We start from the raw sequence: 22,672 nt of genomic DNA on the forward strand, positions 1-22,672 counted from the left end.
CACCATGAAGCGCAATTTGACCGCCGCCGTTGTCGCCAGCGCCCTGCTGAGCTGCAGCGCCTTTGCTCAGGCTGAAACGTTCGATCTCCAGCAGCTGATCGCCGCCGCGAAGCAGGAGCAGCCGATTACCGTGTACGCCTCCACCGGCAAAATCGTCCAGCAGGCGAAAGCCTTCAGCGAGCAGTACGGGCTACAGGCTAACGGCGTTAAGGCCGATGCGCCGCAGATTATTGAGATTATCAGCCGGGAAGCGCAGGCGAAAAACGTGCGGGCCGATGTCGCCATCGTTGAAGATGCCCCGGCGGGAATGACGCAGTTGCTGAACAAAGGCTACGTGCAGAGCTGGGTGCCGGACGATCTCAAAGGCAGCATCCCCGCGCGCTATCAGGACCCGCTGACCGTGGTACTGGCCCCGAACGTCTTCGCCTATAACACCACCCATCACGCGACCTGCCCGGTCACCAATCTCTGGCAGCTGACCGAGCCGGCCTGGCGCGGCCGCGTGGCGATGCAGGATCCGACCAGCAAACCGGCCTATACCGACTGGTTCAGCCAGATGGAAACCCACTACGACCAGCAGATGCGCGATGCCTATCAGCAGCAGTTCGGCAAGCCGCTGCAAACCGACGAGAAGTCCGCCACCGCGGCCTTTGTGAAGGCGCTGGCGGGCAACGGCGTGCTGCTGACCCACTCCGATAACGATGCCGCCTCCGCCATCGGCGCGCCGGACGGTAAAACCGACTTCGTTGGCCTGGTGTCCACCGCCAAATTCCGCGACAACAAGCAGGGGATGAAGCTGGGCCTGTGCAGCGGCCTGAAGCCATTTATCGGCTGGAATTACCCGAGCCTCGGCGTGGTGGCGACGGGCAGCAAAAGCCCGAATACCGCGAAGCTGTTTATCCACTATCTGCTGACCGCCGAAGGTATCGCCCCGCAGGGCGTGGACGGCAAAATGTCCAGCAATCCGGCGGTGAAACTGCCTGCCGATGAGGCTTCCGGCATCGAAAAATATCGCGGCGAACTAATGGAATACCTGACCGCCACGGCGAAAGAGGACTGGAAAAGCCGCCAGGACTGGCAGGATATCTGGAGCCTGAACTACAAAAAATAACGCCCCGCGCAGCATCGGAGCCGTTCCTCTTTCACTCAGAACAGGCAGCATATTTTGACCACGATCGATATTGCACAGCGCGAAGCGGCGCTCAAACGCATTGTTACCGAAGCCGGGGATACCGCCCTGCGCTTTTTCCACTCCAGGACGGCAGGGGAATACGAACTGAAGGGCCATCAGGATATCCTGACCGAGGCCGATACCTTCGTTGAGGCGCTGATCCTGCAGGCGATTGGCGAAGCCTTCCCCGACGACTCGATCCTCGGCGAAGAGTCCGCCAGCCAGCCCGCCAGCGCGGAGAGCCTGTGGGTGGTCGATCCGATTGACGGCACCGCCAACTTTGCCCGCGGCATCGCCCACTTCTGCGTCTGCATCGCCTGGGTTCACCACGGCGTGACCGAGCTGGGGGCAATTTATAACCCCTCAAGCCGGGAGCTGTATCTGGCGCGGCGTGGCCACTATGCGCTGAAAAATGACCGGCCTTTGCGCTGCACCGCCATTACCGACACGCAGCGCGCCGCCGTGGAACTGGGCTGGTCAGCCCGCCACAGCCAGCGGCGCTATCTGGAGGTGATGACGTCGATCCTGAATCAGGGCACCAGCATACGACGCGGCGGCTCCGGCGCGCTGGCGCTGGCGTGGGTGGCGGAAGGCCGCACCGACGGCTATGTGGAAATTCATATGAACGCCTGGGACTGCCTGGCTGGGATGCTGCTGGTGCGTGAAGCGGGCGGCCGAGTTGGCATCGCACCCGAGACGGCCGAAGGGATTTTCAACGGTCTGCCGGTGCTGGCCGTCGCGCCGGGAATTGCCAGCGAACTGTCCCGCGCATCCGGTATCCCGCTGGCGGAGGAGGAGCCGCAGGATACTAATGATCACACCAGTGGATCTGAGGCTGCGCCCGCCGCTGGCGTAACGTTGGAGAACAGTGAATCGGGCGCAGCCAGGGCATCATCCATCGCACAGGCGGCGGATGCAGCTCAACCGGCCGTGCCGCACTATCCCCGTCCGCCGATCAGCCTGATTGCGGAAGACTTCCCAGGCTGGGGGATGGATATCTATATCGGCGGTTCCGCCGGCGTGAGCGATACCGCGCTGCTGGCCGAACACGATATCGGCGTGGTGATTAACTGCGCGGTAAACCTCGACATTGACTGGGTTAACGCGCCGGAGGCCGGAGCCGCCGCGCATCTGCTCCCCCACGGTGCCGGACCGGTTCGCTACTACAAGCTGGGGCTGATTGACGGCGACGGCAACGCGCCGGAGATGCTGCACGCGGGCTATCAGCTGATGCGTTCGGCGCTGCTGCAGCAGATCCCGGAGAAAGCCTCCTACCGTAACCGCCGGCGCGGCAATATCCTGGTCAACTGTCGCGGGGGCCGCAGCCGCTCCGTGGCGTTAGTGGCGCTGTTTATGCACCTGGAGTGCCCGGCGCGCTTCCCGACGCTCGACGCCGCGATTGCGTTAATCCGCGACCGCCGCCAGCTCCACCCGGATGAATGGTTTGAAGCGCCGAAGCCGTCACTGACCCGGCTGGCGGAACGGGCCATTCTTCGCGAACGAGCCATCGCCGCAGCGGAACAGCGCGATGAGCGATAGCAGCAAGACGTCCGGATTTGCCAGCGCCACCGAGGTGGCGCGCCTGGCGGGCGTGTCGCGCTCGGCGGTATCGCGCACCTTTACCCCCGGCAGCAGCGTCTCGGCGGAAACACGGCGCAAGGTGCTCGCCGCCGCCGAGGTGCTGAACTACCACGTTAACCATCTGGCGCGCGGCCTGTCGAAGGAGGCCAGCCGCCCGGTGTGTATTCTCGGCGGTAATCTGGCGTCGCCGTATCAGTCCAGCCTGCTGGAGCACCTGACCCGCCGACTGAACAAGGCCGGACGGGCGGTGATGGTAATCAACACCGACGATGGCGAAGCGAGTGCCAAAGAGGCGCTGCAGCAGACGCTGAACTACCGCTCCACCGCCACCATCGTGCTGTCGGGCAAACCGCCCGGCTCGCTGATTGAGATCTGTCTGCAAAGCGGGCAGCAGGTGATCCTGATTAACCGCATGGGCCAGTATGCCGGCGCGGACACTATCGATATCGATTACAGTTCGACGATGAAAGAGGCTTTTGACCACCTGATCGCCGCCGGATGCCGGCATCTTGCCGTGGTTTCCTCCTCTGCACGTTCGCCCAGCATGGTAACCCGCGAAACCGGCTTTATGCAGGCCGCGGCCGACGCCGGAAAGGACGTTTCCCCGATCCGTCCCGGCAGTACCAGCTACCAGACCGGCGTAATTGCCGCGCGCGAGCTGCTGAGCCAGCCGACGCGCCCGGACGGCGTGTTCTGCGTGACCGATCTGATCGCCTGCGGCTTTATCGACGCCGCGCGCCACGAATTTGGCCTGCGCATTCCGGAAGATCTCTGCGTGATTGGCTTCGATGATATCGAACAGGCCGGCTGGCTGGGCTATCAGCTCACCACCTTCTCGCAGCCGCTTGCTGAGATGGCGGAAGCCGCCTGTGAACTGCTTTTATCACCGGATGCGGAGAAACCGGGAAGCCGGGTGTTTGATGCACGGCTGGTGAAGCGAAAAACACTGCGGTGAAATGGATTTTAGCGCAAGTGCGATCGGCATCAGCGTATGAAAAATTAAGCGATTTTTGACCAGCAATTCCCTAAAAAGCAGTGGGATTTATCGTATACTGATTGCGCTATAAGAATAAATTCACCTCGCTGAACGTCCACCGTCCTCGAAGCCGTTGGTTGCCGCACAGCACCCCGCCCCCGCGCGGGGTTTTTGTATTACAAAGATAAAATGGACATACCGCGCGCTGCGGGATGCTGATAAGCATCAGAGAATAACAGGAGACTTCATGGCTAACCCTTATCGCGAACTGTTTACCACCCCCGGTGCACTGGGGCTGGCGCTCGCGAGCACCGTTGTGCGCCTGCCGCAGGCGATGATCGGCATCGGCATTGTCACCATGCTGGTGCAAAAAACCGGACAGTACTGGCTGGCCGGTGCCGTAGCCGGTGTTTATACGCTGGCGAATGCGCTGGTCGGCCCGCAGATCTCCAAGGTGGTGGACCGACGCGGGCAAAGCCGGGTGCTGCCGTATGTTACCGCCTACAGCATCGGCATGCTGACGGCGCTGATTGCCGCCGTTTATCTGCAGGCACCTGCCCCGCTGCTGTTTATTCTGGCGCTGCTGGCGGGGGCGATGCCGAGCATGCCCGCGATGATCCGCGCCCGCTGGCTACAGCTCTTTCGCGGCAGGCCGCAGCTGCACACCGCTTTTTCTCTGGATACGGTGATCACCGAATTAGTGTTTACCATCGGCCCGCCGGTGGCCATCGTACTGAGTACCAGCTTCTTCCCCGAGGCCGGGCCGCTGGTCGCGCTGCTGCTGCTGATTGTGGGCATCACCGCCTTTCTGATGCAGAAGCAGACCGAGCCTAAAGTGGTTGAAGGCCTCGGTAAGCAGACCAGCTCAACCCTGCTGATCCCCGGCGTGCGCACCATTGTCTTCGCGCTGCTGGCGCTGGGGGTGATTGCCGGTTCAGTTGAAGTGGCGGTGGTTGCCTTTGCCAATATGCAGGGCTGGCCGGCCGCCGCCAGCTTTGTGCTGGCCGCCTATGCGCTGGGATCGATGATCGCCGGGCTGCTGTTCGGTACGCTAAAAATTACCGCCCCGATTGAGAAGCAGTTCCTGTGCGGCGGCGTGGTAATGGCGGTGACCACCCTGTTCCCGATTTTATCCCCCAGCGTCTACGTGCTGGCCGCCACGCTGTTTTTCGCCGGCGTGTCGTTTGCACCGACGATGGTTATCGTGATGAATATCGGTACCACAATCCTGCCGCCATCAAGGATAACCGAAGGGCTGACGTGGATGACCACCGGCATCAGCCTCGGCGTGGCGCTGGGCAGCGTGCTGGCGGGGATGGTGATCGACCTCTACGGCGCACGGGCCGGATTCAGCGTAGCGATGGTCGCCGGGCTGGTGATGGTGCTTGTTGTACTGATGGGGCTGCGCGTGCTGCGCTCGTCGTCTGCGGTGTGCGTTGAGACGGCGAGCTAGCCCTCGTTGTAGCAGGCGAAAGGGTGATCATTACTACTGGCATCAAGCTTGATCCTGGGCTTGATGCCAGTTCAATTCAGGAATAACATAGTATCAAAATCAAAATCTTACAACACATCACTTGTTATGCAGCTGACGACTCGTTTGCATTTTAATCTCATGTAGTAATGCCTGAATTAACCCCGATGCATAGCGCTGCGCGCCAATACGTTCGTCATCGTTCTCAATGGCAAAAAATCGAGCGTAGGCAACAGCTCCCACTTTTTCAAAGCCCTCTCCGTAGTCGTCATCGCAGAAACGCCGTGCCAGTGCGGCTAATCCGTCTCTGAGTGCCTCCTGATGCAACCCCGAGCGAAACCTGTCGACAAAAAGCGCAGCAACTTCTTTAACTGAACCTGAATATCGAATGACGTGAATCAGATCAGCAGCATCTTTATTTTCCTGCCGCTGGTCCAGTGCAATAGCCTTCAGGATCACAAAAGATGGCACATCCGCAAAGCGCACCACATCCACAGATATGCCACCGCCATCCAGAAGTGCTGCAGCAACTTCTCTTTCCTCATACCAGTCACTTACGATCCCAGCATGTTTGATTGTGAGAGCAGATACCGACTCACCGCTGACACTGACCGTCTTACCTGGGGTATCATTCCCTGCATCGCGAAGAAGTTCGACAACCACCTCAATCTGCTTATCAACCCTCCTACGCCATCTCCAGGATGCCGCCTTTCCATCTTCCAGCCATCGTTCAAATCCCCGAGCCTTTAGCTGATCCGCCAGACTGGTGTATTCATTTCCAACGGCCAATACTTCAAGATTTAGCACAATATCTACATCAGAAGTCCCAACGTGCATCGGCACATCAGGAGGGGATTCAGGGGTAAGGTAACGTGGCACCAATCCGCCCACCAGGCGTAGCGTATCCTTCAAATTTCCAAATGCACTGAGCAGTGTCAAAAGCGTTCTCTCACACGCGAGAGTAACATCAGTATCGTAACCTGATGCAGTACGAGGTTTCAGTTCCTTTGCCATAACAACTCCAGGTGTTTTCTAAAGCTATCTGCCAGTTCTTTATTGCGTCCACGTCCATTTAGCAAGTCCAGATACAGAATGTACGGACTGGCAAAATAACCCAGACGATCTGCGCACTTACTACGAAAAAGTAAGCTCGCACCCCGGCGTTCGACCAACGAGATATTAGCCCCTTTTGGGGCTGGTTTAAGATTCAGTGCTTCCGCCATCAAATGGCCGTCACCATCAGCCACAACGATTTCTGCGCTATCTGTCCCCGTCAGTACAGGCAGAATCGTATTGGCTGCAGCTGTCCCGGTGAAAGCCCAGGCGAAATCAAGTTGATGTGTATCTATCCTTTCGGCAAGCTCACCCAGCAGGAGGCCAGGATTTTCAACGAAGGTATACCATCTGGATTCCTGAGCATTACGCCTCTGCCAGTTTTCAGCCCAGGCGTCCAGTAGCAGCCCGGGTCGTATCAGCTTTCTACGTTTGCCCGGCCCCTTACCTTCCTCATTAACCCATTCCCGCAAGATGAGTTCCTGTAATACCAATGAACAAGTGTATTGAGATGTCTGGGCAAGACTCGCCAACTCCGTTCCTGATAGCCAGGTATCGTTGTGCATTAACAGAGCATGGACAACGTTTTCACGCGCATCAGTGAACAGATCAACCACACCCTCTTTTTTTCTCACTGGATTTGAGGGTTTTTCGATATTAATCAACCAGAAACCATGTTTGAGGAAAAGGCTTCCACCGAATTCATAATAGGCAAAACCTGATTCCTTTAGTTCCCTTTTAGATCCGGGACTGAGGGATTGCGCGGCAACCATACCAATAACGTCGCCAGGGTGGCGATGCGCATTTTTGCGAAGATTTAGCCGCCTGACTGCATTTCGGATATCTCTCGGATAACCGCTACTAACGATCTCAACATGAATAGTCAGTACGCTGTTTTGCATCTTAATGTTGATTGCGTCATCAGGTGCAGACGTTTCGGACGCATCAGGTTCGGGAACTGACACCGTATGAATAGCTGCATCGGTTCCAATTGCATCAGTCAGATTCTTAATCAACGCTTCCAAAGTCTGCCTTCTAAATCCAGGCCTTACAGCCCTGATTCCAGCCATATTGTTAGCCTTAAATTCGTTATTAGCTGTACAGCTAATAATATTAAATTAGCAAATATTAAAGCTAACCTAATCATAAATTGTGCAGATAACAAGCGTTTTAAGGTTGAGCCAGGCCTGTGGCTGGAATAAAAAAACCCTGCCGAAGCAGGGTTTCATGGACATAACTTGCGTTCTTTGAAACTTAGAACGGAATATCGTCATCAAAGTCCATTGGCGGTTCGTTGTTCGCCGGTGCGCTGTTCTGCTGTGGCTGCTGCTGCGGGCGAGACTGCGCGCCACCGCTGAACTGGTTGCCGCCCTGTGGCTGCTGTGGCTGGCCCCAGCCGTTGTTGTTGTTCTGGCCCTGGCCGCCGCCTGCCGGTGCGCCGCCGCCCTGTGCACGGCCGCCCAGCATCTGCATGGTGCCGCCCACGTTAACCACAACTTCGGTGGTGTATTTTTCTACGCCGGCCTGGTCGGTCCATTTGCGGGTCTGCAGTGCACCTTCGATATACACCTGGGAACCCTTACGCAGGTATTCACCGGCCACTTCCGCCAGCTTGCCGAACAGCACAACGCGGTGCCACTCGGTCTTCTCTTTGGTTTCACCGGTCTGCTTGTCACGCCAGCTTTCGGACGTAGCCAGAGTAATGTTGGCAACGGCACCGCCATTTGGCATGTAGCGGACTTCCGGATCTTGCCCCAGATTCCCAACTAAAATAACTTTGTTTACGCCTCTGCTGGCCATGTTGCTGTCTCCGATAAATGTGTCTGACTAAGTCTAAGCGCAAAATTCTAACACGCACACCTCCTAATGACACGTGCAGAGATCCGCGTTTTCGAGGCGGATCCAAAACTCTTTTTTAATACAACGCATAACGATCGAAGAGGGAAACCACAGCAGAAAGCGGATCGCCGCAGATGGCACCTGACGCCAAAACACTGGTTATCCATTCAGGTTTTTTTGTGCCATAATGACGTGTTTCTTTTCTGGCCATGCCGGGCAGGCATGGTGAGGTATGTGCTAATCCGGGAATTGTGAATGGATAAGATCGAAGTACGGGGTGCCCGCACCCACAATCTGAAAAATATTAACCTGATCATTCCGCGCGATAAACTGATCGTCGTCACCGGCCTGTCAGGTTCCGGTAAGTCCTCGCTGGCGTTCGATACGCTGTATGCCGAGGGCCAGCGCCGCTACGTGGAGTCGCTCTCCGCCTATGCGCGTCAGTTTCTTTCGCTGATGGAAAAGCCGGACGTTGACCATATTGAGGGGCTGTCACCGGCGATCTCAATTGAGCAGAAGTCCACCTCGCACAACCCGCGTTCCACCGTCGGGACCATTACTGAAATTCACGACTACCTGCGCCTGCTGTTTGCCCGCGTCGGCGAGCCGCGCTGCCCGGATCACGATGTGACGCTGGCCGCGCAGACCGTCAGCCAGATGGTGGACAACGTGCTGGCGGAGCCGGAAGGCCGCCGCCTGATGCTGCTGGCGCCGATTATCAAAGAGCGTAAGGGCGAGCACACCAAGACGTTGGAAAACCTCGCCAGTCAGGGGTATATCCGCGCCCGCATCGACGGCGAAGTCTGCGATCTTTCCGATCCACCGAAGCTGGAGCTGCAGAAGAAGCACACCATTGAAGTGGTCGTCGATCGCTTTAAGGTGCGTGAAGATCTGGCCCAGCGCCTGGCGGAGTCGTTTGAAACCGCGCTGGAGCTGTCCGGCGGCACCGCCGTGGTGGCCGATATGGACGATCCGAAGGCCGAAGAGCTGCTGTTCTCAGCCAACTTCGCCTGTCCTGTCTGCGGTTACAGCATGAGCGAGCTGGAACCGCGCCTGTTCTCCTTTAACAACCCCGCCGGTGCCTGCCCGACCTGCGACGGGCTGGGCGTGCAGCAGTATTTCGATCCGGATCGCGTGGTGCAGAACCCCGATCTGTCGCTGGCCGGTGGGGCCATTCGCGGCTGGGATCGTCGTAACTTCTACTACTTCCAGATGCTGCGCTCGCTGGCCGATCACCTCGGCTTCGACATTGAAGCGCCGTTCAGCTCGCTGAAAGAGTACGACCGCAAGGTCATTCTTTACGGCTCCGGCAAAGAGAATATCGAATTCAAATACGTTAACGATCGCGGTGATACCTCGGTGCGCCGGCATCCGTTTGAAGGCGTGCTGCATAATATGGAGCGCCGCTACAAAGAGACGGAATCCTCCGCCGTGCGTGAGGAGCTGGCGAAGTTTATCAGCAACCGCGCCTGCGCCAGCTGCAGCGGCACGCGCCTGCGTCGCGAAGCGCGCCACGTTTTTGTTGAGAACACCACGCTGCCGACCATCTCGGATATGAGCATCGGCCACGCGATGACCTTCTTCGAAAATATGAAGCTCAGCGGCCAGCGCGCGAAAATCGCCGAGAAGGTGCTGAAAGAGATTGGCGATCGCCTGCGCTTCCTCGTTAACGTTGGTCTGAACTACCTTTCCATGTCCCGTTCGGCGGAAACGCTCTCCGGCGGCGAGGCGCAGCGTATCCGCCTCGCCAGCCAGATCGGTGCCGGGCTGGTTGGCGTGATGTACGTGCTGGATGAACCCTCTATCGGCCTGCATCAGCGCGACAACGAGCGCCTGCTGGAAACGCTGGTCCACCTGCGTAATCTCGGCAACACGGTGATCGTGGTGGAGCATGATGAAGACGCGATCCGCGCCGCCGATCACGTGATCGATATCGGTCCGGGCGCGGGCGTTCACGGCGGGCAGATCGTCGCGGAAGGCACCGTGGACGACATCATGGCGGTTGAGGAATCCCTCACCGGCCAGTTCCTCAGCGGCAAGCGCGGGATTGCCATTCCCGCCGAGCGGGTCAAGGGCGATCCGGAGAAGGTGCTGAAGCTGACCGGGGCCAGCGGCAACAACCTGAAGGACGTGACGCTGACCCTGCCGGTCGGGCTGTTCACCTGCATTACCGGGGTTTCCGGCTCCGGTAAATCCACGCTGATTAACGATACGCTGTTCCCTATCGCCCAGCGTCAGCTGAACGGTGCCACTATTGCCGAACCGGCCCCGTACCGCGAAGTCAGCGGCATGGAGCATTTCGACAAGGTGATCGATATCGATCAGAGCCCGATTGGCCGCACGCCGCGCTCTAACCCGGCTACCTATACCGGGATTTTCACCCCGGTACGTGAGCTGTTTGCCGGCGTGCCGGAGTCGCGCACCCGCGGCTACACGCCGGGCCGCTTCAGCTTTAACGTCCGCGGCGGGCGCTGCGAAGCCTGCCAGGGCGACGGCGTGCTGAAGGTGGAGATGCACTTCCTGCCGGATATCTACGTGCCGTGCGACCAGTGTAAGGGCAAGCGCTATAACCGCGAGACGCTGGAAGTGAAGTACAAAGGCAAGAGCATCCACGAAGTGCTGGAGATGACCATTGAAGAAGCGCGTGAGTTCTTCGATGCCGTTCCGGCGCTGGCGCGCAAGCTGCAAACGCTGATCGACGTGGGCCTGTCCTATATTCGCCTCGGCCAGTCGGCGACCACGCTCTCCGGCGGCGAAGCGCAGCGCGTTAAGCTGGCGCGCGAGCTGTCCAAGCGCGGTACCGGCCAGACGCTGTATATCCTGGATGAGCCGACCACCGGTCTGCACTTTGCCGATATCCAGCAGCTGCTGGAAGTGCTGCATCAGCTGCGCGACCAGGGCAACACCATCGTGGTGATTGAGCACAATCTTGACGTGATCAAAACCGCGGACTGGATCGTTGACCTGGGGCCGGAGGGCGGCAGCGGCGGCGGCGAGATCCTGGTATCCGGTACGCCGGAAACCGTTGCCGAGTGCGAGAAGTCCCACACCGCGCGCTTCCTGAAGCCGCTGCTGGCGAAATAAACGGAGGGGGCAACATCGTGTTGCCCCTCTTTGCCCTCCGCAGCTTTCATCCGTTTTATCGTTATTTTTCCGACATTCAGCGCTAAATCTTGCAGAAACAGGCAAGATTTAGCGACGTTTAGACATCCCTTCGTCATGCTTTCAGGACTATGCTTTACCCTCAACATTCGTGGAGGAAGGCAGCCTGTGTCATCGCCGTCCTCCCGCCGTAATGGCCTCGCGCTATCCCATCATTTACCGGAGACACCAATGAACATTACGCATGCTTATGCCGCCCAGGACGCAAAATCCAGACTGGCTCCGTTCGAGTTCCAGCCGCGTGAACTGCGGGAACATGATGTGCAAATTGAAGTGCTGTACTGTGGCGTATGCCACTCGGACCTGCACCAGGCACGCAATGAATGGCGTAACACCATTTTCCCGGTGGTGCCGGGCCACGAAATCGTGGGACGCGTGACCGCCGTCGGCGCGCACGGCCATAAATACAAGGTAGGCGAGCTGGTTGGGGTTGGCTGCATGGTCGACTCCTGTCGCACCTGCGACAGCTGTAAAGAAGACCTGGAGCAGTACTGCGAAGAGGGCTTCGTTGGCACCTATAACGGTCAGGATCGCATCAGCGGCGACATTACCTACGGTGGCTACGCCACTCAGGTGGTTGTGCATGAAGACTTCGTGCTGCGCGTGCCGGAAAACCTCGATCCTGCCGCCGCCGCGCCGCTGCTCTGCGCCGGTATCACCACCTTCTCGCCGCTCAACCACTGGGGCGTGGGTCCGGGTAAGAAAGTCGGCATCGTCGGCCTGGGTGGCCTGGGTCATATGGGCGTGAAAATTGCCCATGCGATGGGCGCGCACGTCGTGCTGTTTACCACTTCGCCGTCAAAAATCGAAGACGGTAAGCGCCTGGGCGCGGATGAAGTGGTGATCTCGAAGGATGCCGACCAGATGGCGGCGCATGCCAACAGCTTCGACTTTATCCTGAACACCGTGGCCGCACAGCACGATCTGAACCCGTTTATCACCCTGCTGCGCCGCGACGGCACCATGACGCTGGTTGGCGCACCGGAACACGACCACCCTTCACCGCAGGTGTTTAACCTGATCTTTAAACGCCGCAGCATTGCCGGTTCGCTGATTGGCGGCATTAAAGAAACCCAGGAGATGCTGGATTTCTGCGGTAAACACAACATCACCTCCGATATTGAGCTAATCAATATTAATCAGATTAACGAGGCCTACGAGCGGATGCTGAAAAGCGACGTGAAGTATCGCTTCGTGATTGATATCGATACGCTGCGGGCGTAACGCCCATTGCTCCGGTCGGCCAACTTGTCCGGCCGGAGCGACATCCTGCCCCTGCAGCTCCTTTTCTGTCGCTTCGCACTGGCATTTAACACGGATCGGACGTCGTTCAATGCTCCTGTAACTCCCCATCTTTACTGCACGTAATCGCTACAACGTTATTTCCGCCCGTCACTGTTGATATTTATACGGTTTTCTCACAATGGCCTTCGCGCCGTAATTTAAGACGGGAAAAGTGAATATTATCGACAATATAGAATTAAAAAGAGATTGATCGCGCTTAATACGCCAGGTTAATAGTATTAAACGGCTATAAAGGACAATCGACAACATAATCAATGGACGGACCACTCACCTTGAAAATCGAATCCCCCGCCCCACCATCAACATATAACCCTATAAATTAATTGATAAAAAAACCAAAATACTCAATGATACCGGTGACTCTATTTGTGTAATTTTAACAAGTTACGCTTTATTGTGAGTCAGGTAGACAATTCCAGCTATTTCCTTTGCCTGATTAAATATTTTCTATTTGAATGAAATCCGATGAATTGCCTTTCCATGGTGCGCTGCGCCGGTAATATGCACCAACAAAGTGCGAAAATATTAATTAAACGCCCGTTTACAGGCAGTTATTGTCTGGCATTGCTCTTGCATATGCTTGTATATACATGGCTGGACAATCACCAGCTCTTTCCCAAACGAAATACAGAAGGAACCGCTATGCATTCTCTCCGTGTATTGAAACGTTCGCTGGCCGCACTGTGCTGTGCCGGGATGTTATCCGCAGTGGCTGCCCCTGCTTTTGCCGCGGAAGCGGACACCGTCAAAATGGGCGTTGAACCCTGGCTGGGCTACGGTCAGTGGCATGTGGCGGCAGATCAGAAACTGTTTGAGAAACAGGGGCTGAAAAAGGTCGAGGTGATTAACTTTGCCGAAGATAAAGATATCAATGCCGCGCTGGCCAGCGGGCAGATCGATGCCGCGAATATCGCTACCCACACCGCCATCGGAATGATCTCCGCCGGGTTGCCGATTAAAATCGTGATGGTGTTGGACCAGAGTAATACCGCCGATGCGATGCTGGTGACCAAAGATATCGCGACGCTGCAGGACCTGAAGGGCAAGCAGGTGGCCTATGAAGAAGGCACCACCAGCGATATTCTGCTGCGCAGCGCGCTGGCCTCCGCCGGGCTGAAGTTCTCCGATATTAAACCGGTGCCCATGCCAGCGGCCTCGGCGGGCAGCAGCATTATCGCCGGGCGCGTCCCGGTCGCCGTGACCTATGAACCGTATCTGACCGTGGCGATGAAAGGCGATCCGAGCCTGAAGATGCTGTACAGCGGCTCGTCCGATCCCGGCCTGATCAGCGATGTGCTGGTGGTCCACGATGATTTTATTAAAAATCATCCCGAAGCCATTAAAGCGCTGATTAAAACGTGGGACAGCTCGCTGAATTACTACAACGCCCACACCACGGAAGCCCGCGCCATTATTTCCAAAGCGGTGGGTGCCTCGCCGGAAGATCTCCATACCGCCTTTGACGGCGTGAAATACTTCTCTCTGGCGGATAATAAAAAACTGTTATCCCATGATTTTAGTGAAAAAACCTTCCCTCACCTGCTGAAAGCGGCGACGGATGCCGGCATTGTCAGCCAGCCGGTGACCCCGCAGCAGACTATTGATGCCAGCTTCGTTAATAACCCCTAGCCATCCCTCTTTCTTCCCGCCGTTATGCGGCGGGGAGAAAGATGTCAGGAGGAAATATGAGTGTGGTTGAGCAGCAAAAAACACCTCAACAATCAAAAAAACGGCGCAGGCGCAGCAATCTGCTCACTATCGGGAAATCGCCTTCGCGCTCGCAGTTCCTGAGCATCGCCATCGGCGTATTTGCCCTGCTGATTTTTGTCTGGTGGCTGGCGACCTCAATGGGCGCCATTAAACCGATTTTCTTACCGGGAATTGAACGCGTCTGGCAGCGGATGGTCGCGCTGGCAGCAGACGGCACGCTGCAGAGTGATATTGAGAGCAGCCTGTACCGCATTATCATCGCCTTTACGATTTCATCGGTGATGGCGATCGTCATCGGCGTGCTGGCGGGCTGCTATGGCCTGGCGAAGGCGATTGTCGAACCGCTGGTCGATTTCGTGCGCTATATGCCGGTGGTGGCCTTTGTGCCGCTGACCATCCTGTGGACCGGCACCGACGATTTTCAGAAATTCCTGGTGATCTGGATTGGTACCTTCTTCCAGCAGGTGCTGATGATGATCGACGCCGTGAAGCGCGTTCCGCCTGATTTCATTGGCCTGGGCCGCACGCTGGGCATGTCGGACCGTAAGATCCTGCTGCGCATCGTGATCCCCTCCGCCCTGCCCGCCATCTGGGACGCGCTGCGCATCAGCATCGGCTGGGCCTGGACGTGGCTGGTGCTGGCCGAACTGGTGGCGTCCACCTCGGGCCTCGGCTACCGCATCGTGGTGTCCCAGCGCTATTTCCAGACCGATACCATTATTGGTTACATCCTGCTGCTTGGCCTGCTGGGCCTGATCACCGACCAGATTATGCGTGCCCTGGAGCGCGTGCTGTTCCGCTATAACCGGAGACGTTCCTGATGGCGACGCTAACGCTAAACAAGCTGGAAAAAAGTTTTCCCCTCGGCAAGGGCTATCGCCGCGTGCTGCACGGCATTGACCTGACGCTGAATGACAATGAGTTCGTGTCGATCGTCGGCACGTCCGGCTGCGGTAAAAGCACCCTGCTGTCGATTGCCGCCGGGCTGGAAGATTTTGACGGCGGTGATGTGCTGGTCGACGGCGTGCCGATCGAAGGCCCGGGGCTGGATCGCGGCGTGGTGTTTCAGTCCTACACCTTGCTGCCGTGGCTGACCGCGCGCGGCAATATTGAGTTTGCCCTCAAGGCGGCGGGCACTCCGGCCAGCGAATGCCGCGATATCGCCCAGCAGCATCTGGAGCTGGTCAAGCTCGGCAACGCCGCCGATCGCTGGCCGGGGGAGCTTTCGGGCGGTATGAAGCAGCGCGTGGCGATTGCCCGGGCGCTGTCCTACCGGCCGAAAATTTTGCTGATGGACGAGCCGTTTGGCGCGCTGGATGCCATGACCCGCCACCAGATGCAGCAGCTGCTGGTGGAGATTTGGGAAAAGCATCGCCTGACAGTGATGTTTGTCACCCACGACATTGAGGAAGCGGTCTGGCTTTCCGACCGTATCGTGGTAATGGGCCAGGGGCATATCGATTCCACTTTCGACGTCACCCTGCCGCGCCCGCGCCATGAAAGCATTAACCGCACCGCAGAATTCATCGAGCTGCAGCACGACGTGCTGAGCCGCATTCAACAACACGCGATTGGCTAACTGAAAAAAGGTAACACTATGTCTGTGACATTCCACGACCTGTCGGCTTCCACTGAATTACCCGCTGACCTTTTCAAACGTACTGAATCCGACCTGTCATTTTTCGTTGAGAAGGTGAAGCCGATTATTGCGGCGGTGAAGGAGGAAGGCGACAGCGCGCTGATCCGTTTTGCCCGCGAGTTTGACGGCGTGCAGCCGGAAAGCTTCTCGGTGCGTGCCGAAGAGCATGAGTTCGAAGAGGCCTTTGCGCGCGTCGATGCCGAGGTGATTGAGGCGATTCGCTTCTCGGTGGAGAACGTGCGTGCCTTCCACGAAGCGCAAAAGCCCGAAGAGATGTGGTGGAAAGAGATGCGCCCGGGCGCCTTCGCCGGGGACCGCCACGTGCCGATTGATGCGGTGGCCTGCTACGTGCCGCGCGGCAAGGGTTCATTCCCCAGCGTGCTGATTATGACCACCGTACCCGCCGTGGTGGCCGGGGTACCGCGCGCGGTGGTGATCACCCCGCCTGGCCCAGATGGTCGCGTGGATGATGCCACGCTGATCGCCGCACGCCTGGTCGGCATTACGGAAGTGTACAAGTGCGGCGGCGCACAGGGCGTGGCGGCGGTGGCTTACGGCACGCAGTCGGTGCCGAAATGCCTGAAGATTGTCGGCCCGGGCAGCCCGTGGGTGGTGGCCGCCAAGCGCCAGCTGTCTCATCTGATCGACCCGGGTATTCCGGCAGGCCCGAGCGAAAGCCTGATCCTCGCCGACGACTCCGTCAGCGGTGCGCTGGCGGCGCTGGATCTGTTGATCGAATCCGAGCACGGCCCGGACTCGTCGGCGTATCTGGTCACTTCCAGCCGCCGCGTGGCGGAAGAGGCGATTGCCGCGCTGCCGGGCTACTGGGAAACCATCGGTGAAAAGCGCGCCGGGTTCTCGCGCAGCGTGCTGGGCGGTACCCACGGCGGCGTGGTGCTGACCAAAGATTTCGCCACCGCCGTGGAGTTCGTCAATCAGTATGCGCCAGAGCATCTGGAAATTCTGGCAGAGGAACCGATGGCGGTGATGACGCAGATCCGCAACGCCGGGGAGATCCTGCTGGGCGAACACACGCCGATCACCCTGGGTAACTTCGTGCTGGGTCCGAATGCCGTTCTGCCAACCAACAGCGCCGCCAAAACCGCCGGCCCGCTGTCGGTGTTTGATTATATGAAGCGGATCTCCGTGGGCTACGTTACCCGCGCGGGCTACCCGCAGCTGGCCACCAAGGCCAAACGCTTTGCCGAGTACGAGGGCTTCCCGGGCCATGCGCTGGCCGTCTCAGAACTGCGCGACCGGCTGCTGAAAGGAGAGAATCATGACTGAGCCGCGCGCGCCCTTAGCGGCAGAGGCACGCCGCCTGACGCAGCAGGGTGACTGGCAGCAGGCCAGCGAGAAGCTCAGCCAGCTGATTACCGAAGTTACCGGCGTGCGGGCGACCGGCCTGAACATTAACCGCGACCAGTACAGCCTGAACTCGCTCAACGGCCGCGTGACGCTGGTCGATGGCCGCACGCTGTTCTTCAAGTATCACCACGAAGAAGGCGAAGAGCACACTATTGAGGAGTACTACCGCGCCGAGCTGCTGCGCGAGCACGGCTTCCGCGTGGATGTGCCGATCTACGCCTGCGGCGAGCCGGGGCGACAGATCCTGCTGTATACCCTGCGCGATGAAAAGCGGCTGGCCGACGTCTGCCGCGAGATTGAAGCGAATGCCGACTGGCAGGGAATGGCCCCGGTGGTCGATGCGCAGCGCCGCGCCGATGCGGAAATCCTCGCGCATACGCTGCCGACGCTGCAGCAGGCGCAGGTCAGCCAGGTGGAGGCCGAGTCTATCCACCAGCTGTTCTGGAACCGGCTGGTTTCCCCGGGCCACACCGCCGGACTGGGCGGGCGGGTTGACGGCTTTTACGTCAATCAGGACTTCACCCTGGGTGAGGTCACGCTGCCGTGGCAGAGCCTGAGCAACCTGCGGTGGCGCATCAACGGCGTGAGCTATCAGCACACGCTGCGCCAGCTGTTCCTGGATGCCGGGCAGATCCTCGCGCCCGCCGCGCTGGCCCATCACGGGGTGGTAGTGGCGCACGGCGATGCGCACAATGCCAACGTATGGTTTGATTCCGAGGACGGCGTACCGCAGCTGGTCAGCTTCGATCCGGCCTTCGCCGGCAGCCATATCCCGGCGCTGCTGGCCGAGATCAAAGCCACCTTCCACAACATTTTTGCCCATCCCTGCTGGCTGTATGAGCCGGCGCAGGCGGCGGATATCTACCGGGTCAGCGTGCGGCGCGATGGCGATACGCTGGAGGTGGAGCACAACTGGCAGCTGACGCCGCTGCGTCAGGCGTTCCTTGATAGTAAAGGCGAGCTGTACTGGAAGCCGCTGCTGGCCGCGCTGAAGGCCAAAGGCTGGCTGCCCGCGAACTGGCAGCAAATTATGCGCCTGGCGCTGTTCTGCTGCCCGACGCTGGTGATGAGCCTGCGGGCCGGGTCGGCCAGCCAGCATAATCCGGTCAGTTCGACGATTGGCCTGGCGATGGCCGTGATGCTGGGCAGCGGCGGCGATGATGAGTTCTCCCGCTGGCTGGACGGCCTGCTGACGGAAGGATAAGCGATGAAAACGGTACAGCTGTACGGCGTCGGCGATCTCAGAGTGGAAGCGAAAGCGCCCGCCGTGCTGGCGGCCGGTCAGGTACGCATTCAGGTGCGTGCGGCCGGGATCTGCGGTTCCGACATTCATAACTATCGCACCGGGAAATGGATGGCCGGCCTGCCGGTCACGCCGGGCCATGAGCTGTTTGGCGTGGTGATCGACGCGGCGGAAGCCACTGCAGGCTTCCCGCCGGGAACCCGCGTGGTGGCCGATTCCCGCGTCTGGTGCGGCACCTGCCCCGCCTGCCTGCGCGGTGCGCACAATCTCTGTACCTCGCTGGGCTTTGTCGGTGAGGTGTGCGACGGCGGTTTCGCCGAGCAGGTCGTGCTGCCGGTCAGCGGCCTGCTGCGGGTGCCGGACGAGGTGGCAGATGATATTGCCGTGCTCAGCGAACCGCTCGGCGTGGCGCTGCGGGTGGTTAATCAGCTGAACCCGCCGCCGGGCAGCCGGGTGCGCGTTGCCGGCGGCGGCACCATTGGCGGGCTGGTGGCGCTGCTGTTGCACCATACGCGCCGCTGCCGGGTACAGCTGAGCGAGCCGAACGCAGCTCGCCGGGGGCGAATCGCCGCGCTGATCCCGCTGGATGAAGACGGCGACTATGACTTCGCCGTGGAGGCCACCGGGATCGGCAGCGTGCTGCAGCAGCTGGTCGGCGGCATCACCTCCGGCGGGCGTATTGCGCTGGTGGGGATTTTTCACCACGACGGCGAGCTGGACTTCAATCAGCTGGTTGAGCGGGAAATCTCCCTGACCGGCTGCAGCGTGTTTCAGAGCGAACAGCAGGCCGCGCTGGGGCTGATGGCCGATCTGGCCGACGGGCTGCGCACGCTGATCGCGCCTCCTGTGTCGCTGGACGACGTGCCGCAGGCCTACGAAATGCTGATCCAGGGCAAATCCTCCTACCTGAAGACGGTGGTGATACCATGAATGTGATGAACAGCTTTTCCCTAAGCGGCAGGCGCGCCCTGGTGACCGGGGCTACGCGCGGGATCGGCCTGGCGCTGGCGACCGCGCTGGCGCAGGCCGGGGCCAGCGTGATCCTCACCGGCCGCTCCTCGTCCACGGTGGACCGGGCCGTAGCGGAACTTCAGACGCAGGGCTTTTGCGTTGAGGGCCGGGTGCTGGATGTGACCCGCACCGCCGATATCCAGCGCTGTCTGGGGGAGATCGGTGATATCGACATCCTGATTAACAACGCCGGGACCGAGCAGATCTGCCCGTCGCTGGATGCTGACGAAGCGCTGTGGGACACCATTATTGCCACCAACCTGAAAGGGGCGTTTTTCTGCGCGCAGGCGGCGGCACGCAGCATGACCCGGGGCAACGGCGGAACCATTATTAACCTCTGTTCGCTGACCAGCGCGGTCGGCGTGCCGGGCGCTGCGGCCTACGGCAGCTCTAAATCGGGGCTGACCGGCATGACCCGGGCATTAAGCACCGAGTGGGCGCCGCTGGGGATCCGGGTGAATGGCATCGCACCGGGGTATTTTGAAACGGAGATGACCCAGGCCTTTTATCAGGATGCGGCCTGGGTGGAGAGCATGCAGGCGAAGATCCCGCTGGGCCGCTTCGGCGAGCTGGCGGATCTTGCCGGGGCGGTGGTATTCCTCTGCTCCCCGGCTGCCCGCTATATCACCGGGCAGATCCTCTACGTTGACGGCGGCTATCTGGCGGCGATTTAAGCTCAGACGCGGTGCAGCAGTCCGGCGTGCAGCTCGTTGACCGAACGGCAGCCCAGCTGCGCCAGCGTGCGGTCAATTTCCTGCTTCATCGTAGCGATGGTGCTGGCCACCAGCGCTTCGCCACCGGCGGCGACGGCATACAGCAGCGGCCGACCCAGCAGTACCGCATCGGCCCCCAGCGCCAGCGCTTTCACCACGTCGGTTCCGCGCCGGAAGCCGCTGTCGATCAGCACGCTGAAGTCCGGCCCCACCGCCGCCCGCACCGCAGGCAGGGCCAGCATCGGGCTGTGCGTGCCGTCCAGCTGTCGGCCACCGTGGTTCGACAGCACGATGCCTTCCGCCCCCAGCCGCTGCGCCGCCAGCGCATCGTCAACCGTCATAATTCCTTTGATATACAGCGGCCCCTGCCAGATTTCACGAACCCAGGCGAGGGTTTCCCAGCTCAGCGCCGGGTCCATCTGGCTGGCAAAGTAGGCCGCCCCGCCCGCGCCCCGCTGGTATTCTGCCGGGATATAGGGTTTCAGGTTGCCAAAGCCCGGCATCCCCTGCGGCAGCAGCGTGCGCATCACCCAGCCGGGATGGGCGGCAACATCGGCCATCGCCCCCAGGGAGAGCTTCATCGGCCGCCGGTAGTGGCGCTTATCACGCTCGCGGTTACCGAAATGCACCGCGTCCACCGAGACCACCAGCGCCGTGCAGCCCGCCTGCCGGGCGCGCTCCAGCAGGTTGCGGGTGACGTTGCGGTCTTTCAGCACGTAAAGCTGGAACCAGCGTTCGCCGTTGGATGCGGCGGCAATCTCCTCCATCGAGGCGGTCGACACCGTGCTCTGGATGTAGCCAATCCCCTGCCCGGCCGCCGCGCGGGCGATCATCTGGTCGGCCTGATTGCGCAGCATGCCGTTATAGCCGGTCGGCGCAACCAGCAGCGGTGCCGCCAGCCGGGTTTGCCCCACACTCGTTGCAGTGTCGCGGCTGGCCGCATCCTGCAGCACCGCCGGGGCGAACATCCAGCGGCGGAAAACATCCAGATTGTGTTGCAGCGTGGTTTCGTCTTCCGCTCCGCCGTCCACATAGCTAAAGGCGAAGGCGGGCAGCATCCGCCTGGCCTGACGGCGCAGGTCAGCCGCATTGAGTAGCATAGATACCCCTTAAGGTATTGATAAAAGTTGAATTATCTTCCGGACTGCCGACGGAAACCCGCACCCAGTCAGTATAACCAGCTTCACGCCACGGTTTCACGATGATCCCGTACTCCAGCAGTTTTTTTGCCAGATCGCGGCTGTCCCCGCCCGTGCGGAAGAACAGGAAGTTGGCTACGGAGGGGGCGACCAGATAGCCCAGCTCTGCCAGCTGCTGGCGCATCAGTTCCCGCTGTTCGGTCACCAACGCCATACTGGCCGCCACGTGATCCGGATCCTGCAACGCGGCCAGCGCCGCCGCCTGCGCGGAGCGGTTGATATTAAACGGCGTGCGCACGCGATTGATCACCCCGGCGAGCGCATCGTCGCTGGTGATACCGTAGCCCACGCGCAGCCCGGCCAGCCCCCATGCCTTCGAGAAGGTGCGCAGCACAATCCACGGCCGCGGCTGCGCTTTCAGCACGCTCAGGCTGTCTGGATAGTCGCTGAGGTGGTGGCAGTATTCATAGTAGGCTTCATCAATCACCAGGATGCAGTCCTGCGGTGCCTGTGCGACCAGCCGGCTGAAGTCCTCGCGGCCCAGCATGCAGCCCACCGGGTTAGAGGGATTGCTGAGGATCAGCATTTTGGCCGGCTGGCTCAGCGCCTGCTGCCAGGCCGGCAGGTCGAATTCCATCTGCTGATTCACCGGCACCAGCGCCACCTCCGCGCCCATCATCTGCGGATAGATCTGATGCAGCCCGAAGGACGGCTCCAGCGTCACCACCCGTTCGCCGGGATTGATAAACGCCAGGCAGAGCAGCTTCAGCAGCTCTTCCGAGCCGTTACCGATCACGATACGTTCCGCATCAGCCCCGGTGTGTTCCGCCAGCGCATGGCGCAGTTTCAGGCTGGCGGAATCAGAGTAAATTCCGGTGTGGCCCAGATCGGCACGCAGCGCCGCCGCCACCAGCGGACTGGCCCCGAGGGGATTTTCATTGCTGCCCAGCCGGGTGATACGGTCAACCTGCCAGGTTTCACGCACCGCATCGTCCGACATCCCGGCGTTATATACGCCCAGCTGCAGGGCCGCTTTTCTTGCCAGCTTTTCTATTTGAGTCTGAGACATCTGAATTCCGCTCCGTTAATGGAATATCGATCGTTGCCGCCGTCCGGAAGCCACGGTTCGGGTCACCGCCGCGACAGCAATGAGTGAGATTAATTTATCAGAAAAGTGTAGATGTATAATCTTGTATATACAATTGCAATTCATATGCCAGCTGCGCAAAAAAACCAGTCCGTAAAGCAACGTGGGCGCAGAGGGGATATGCGGTAAGGATCTGGCGGGAAA

Annotated in this window: 18 protein-coding genes; 13 read left to right on the forward strand and 5 right to left on the reverse strand. The window is 59.6% G+C overall.

Annotated elements, in window-relative coordinates; translation table 11 throughout:
- Window positions 1-4: 4 nt before the first annotated feature.
- The 4 genes from PGH32_RS16365 (at window position 5) to PGH32_RS16380 (ending at window position 5,181) form a co-directional block, all read left to right on the forward strand.
- Window positions 5-1,111: an ABC transporter substrate-binding protein gene (locus tag PGH32_RS16365; protein WP_337894579.1), complete on the forward strand. Its 1,107-nt coding sequence runs from the start codon at window positions 5-7 to the stop codon at window positions 1,109-1,111.
- A 54-nt stretch (window positions 1,112-1,165) separates the two neighbouring features.
- Window positions 1,166-2,710, forward strand: coding sequence for an inositol monophosphatase family protein (locus PGH32_RS16370; RefSeq protein ID WP_337894580.1), 1,545 nt, complete (start codon window positions 1,166-1,168; stop codon window positions 2,708-2,710).
- Entirely contained in the window at window positions 2,700-3,707 is a 1,008-nt protein-coding gene (locus PGH32_RS16375; RefSeq protein ID WP_337894581.1) for a LacI family DNA-binding transcriptional regulator, read from the forward strand. Before PGH32_RS16370 ends, PGH32_RS16375 begins: the two co-directional genes overlap by 11 nt.
- 268 nt (window positions 3,708-3,975) lie before the next feature.
- On the forward strand, window positions 3,976-5,181 hold the full coding sequence (locus tag PGH32_RS16380) for an MFS transporter (RefSeq protein WP_337894582.1): 1,206 nt from the start codon (window positions 3,976-3,978) through the stop codon (window positions 5,179-5,181).
- 117 nt (window positions 5,182-5,298) lie between these two features.
- Here PGH32_RS16380 and PGH32_RS16385 read toward each other — a convergent pair whose 3' ends face one another.
- The 3 genes from PGH32_RS16385 to ssb1 all read right to left on the reverse strand — a co-directional run bounded on the left by PGH32_RS16385 (window position 5,299) and on the right by ssb1 (window position 8,052).
- Complete coding sequence (locus PGH32_RS16385) at window positions 5,299-6,213, reverse strand: hypothetical protein (protein ID WP_314417372.1); 915 nt, start codon at window positions 6,211-6,213, stop codon at window positions 5,299-5,301.
- Window positions 6,198-7,277: a type IV toxin-antitoxin system AbiEi family antitoxin gene (locus PGH32_RS16390; protein ID WP_314417369.1), complete on the reverse strand. Its 1,080-nt coding sequence runs from the start codon at window positions 7,275-7,277 to the stop codon at window positions 6,198-6,200. Before PGH32_RS16390 ends, PGH32_RS16385 begins: the two co-directional genes overlap by 16 nt.
- Before the next feature lie 229 nt (window positions 7,278-7,506).
- Entirely contained in the window at window positions 7,507-8,052 is a 546-nt protein-coding gene (gene ssb1 / locus PGH32_RS16395) for a single-stranded DNA-binding protein SSB1 (RefSeq protein ID WP_314417367.1), read from the reverse strand.
- A 294-nt stretch (window positions 8,053-8,346) separates the two neighbouring features.
- Here ssb1 and uvrA point away from each other — a divergent pair, with 294 nt between their 5' ends.
- The 9 genes from uvrA to PGH32_RS16440 all read left to right on the forward strand — a co-directional run bounded on the left by uvrA (window position 8,347) and on the right by PGH32_RS16440 (window position 20,203).
- On the forward strand, window positions 8,347-11,175 hold the full coding sequence (uvrA, locus tag PGH32_RS16400) for an excinuclease ABC subunit UvrA (protein WP_314417364.1): 2,829 nt from the start codon (window positions 8,347-8,349) through the stop codon (window positions 11,173-11,175).
- 249 nt (window positions 11,176-11,424) lie between these two features.
- Complete coding sequence (locus tag PGH32_RS16405) at window positions 11,425-12,477, forward strand: NAD(P)-dependent alcohol dehydrogenase (protein WP_337894583.1); 1,053 nt, start codon at window positions 11,425-11,427, stop codon at window positions 12,475-12,477.
- Between the two features lie 723 nt (window positions 12,478-13,200).
- Complete coding sequence (locus PGH32_RS16410; RefSeq protein ID WP_337894584.1) at window positions 13,201-14,187, forward strand: ABC transporter substrate-binding protein; 987 nt, start codon at window positions 13,201-13,203, stop codon at window positions 14,185-14,187.
- Between the two features lie 56 nt (window positions 14,188-14,243).
- On the forward strand, window positions 14,244-15,089 hold the full coding sequence (locus PGH32_RS16415; protein WP_337894585.1) for an ABC transporter permease: 846 nt from the start codon (window positions 14,244-14,246) through the stop codon (window positions 15,087-15,089).
- The gene (locus PGH32_RS16420) at window positions 15,089-15,847 is read left to right on the forward strand and encodes an ABC transporter ATP-binding protein (protein ID WP_314417356.1); all 759 of its coding nucleotides are present in this window, start codon (window positions 15,089-15,091) and stop codon (window positions 15,845-15,847) included. Before PGH32_RS16415 ends, PGH32_RS16420 begins: the two co-directional genes overlap by 1 nt.
- Window positions 15,848-15,865: 18 nt before the next feature.
- Window positions 15,866-17,194, forward strand: a complete 1,329-nt coding sequence (gene hisD / locus PGH32_RS16425; protein WP_314417354.1) for a histidinol dehydrogenase — start codon at window positions 15,866-15,868, stop codon at window positions 17,192-17,194.
- Window positions 17,187-18,479 (forward strand): hypothetical protein, encoded by a 1,293-nt coding sequence (locus PGH32_RS16430; RefSeq protein ID WP_337894586.1) that lies wholly within the window; start codon window positions 17,187-17,189, stop codon window positions 18,477-18,479. Before hisD ends, PGH32_RS16430 begins: the two co-directional genes overlap by 8 nt.
- A gap of 3 nt (window positions 18,480-18,482) precedes the next feature.
- Window positions 18,483-19,448 carry a zinc-dependent alcohol dehydrogenase gene (locus PGH32_RS16435; RefSeq protein WP_337894587.1) on the forward strand — a complete coding sequence of 322 codons (966 nt, stop codon included), beginning with the start codon at window positions 18,483-18,485 and terminating at the stop codon, window positions 19,446-19,448.
- Between the two features lie 5 nt (window positions 19,449-19,453).
- Window positions 19,454-20,203 carry an SDR family NAD(P)-dependent oxidoreductase gene (locus tag PGH32_RS16440; RefSeq protein ID WP_443112794.1) on the forward strand — a complete coding sequence of 250 codons (750 nt, stop codon included), beginning with the start codon at window positions 19,454-19,456 and terminating at the stop codon, window positions 20,201-20,203.
- 2 nt (window positions 20,204-20,205) lie between these two features.
- Here PGH32_RS16440 and PGH32_RS16445 read toward each other — a convergent pair whose 3' ends face one another.
- Window positions 20,206-21,342, reverse strand: coding sequence for an alpha-hydroxy acid oxidase (locus PGH32_RS16445; protein ID WP_337894588.1), 1,137 nt, complete (start codon window positions 21,340-21,342; stop codon window positions 20,206-20,208).
- Window positions 21,323-22,450, reverse strand: a complete 1,128-nt coding sequence (hisC, locus tag PGH32_RS16450) for a histidinol-phosphate transaminase (RefSeq protein ID WP_337894589.1) — start codon at window positions 22,448-22,450, stop codon at window positions 21,323-21,325. Before hisC ends, PGH32_RS16445 begins: the two co-directional genes overlap by 20 nt.
- Between the last annotated feature and the right edge of the window lie 222 nt (window positions 22,451-22,672).

This window comes from Erwinia sp. SLM-02 (assembly GCF_037450285.1).
Lineage (GTDB): Bacteria > Pseudomonadota > Gammaproteobacteria > Enterobacterales > Enterobacteriaceae > Erwinia.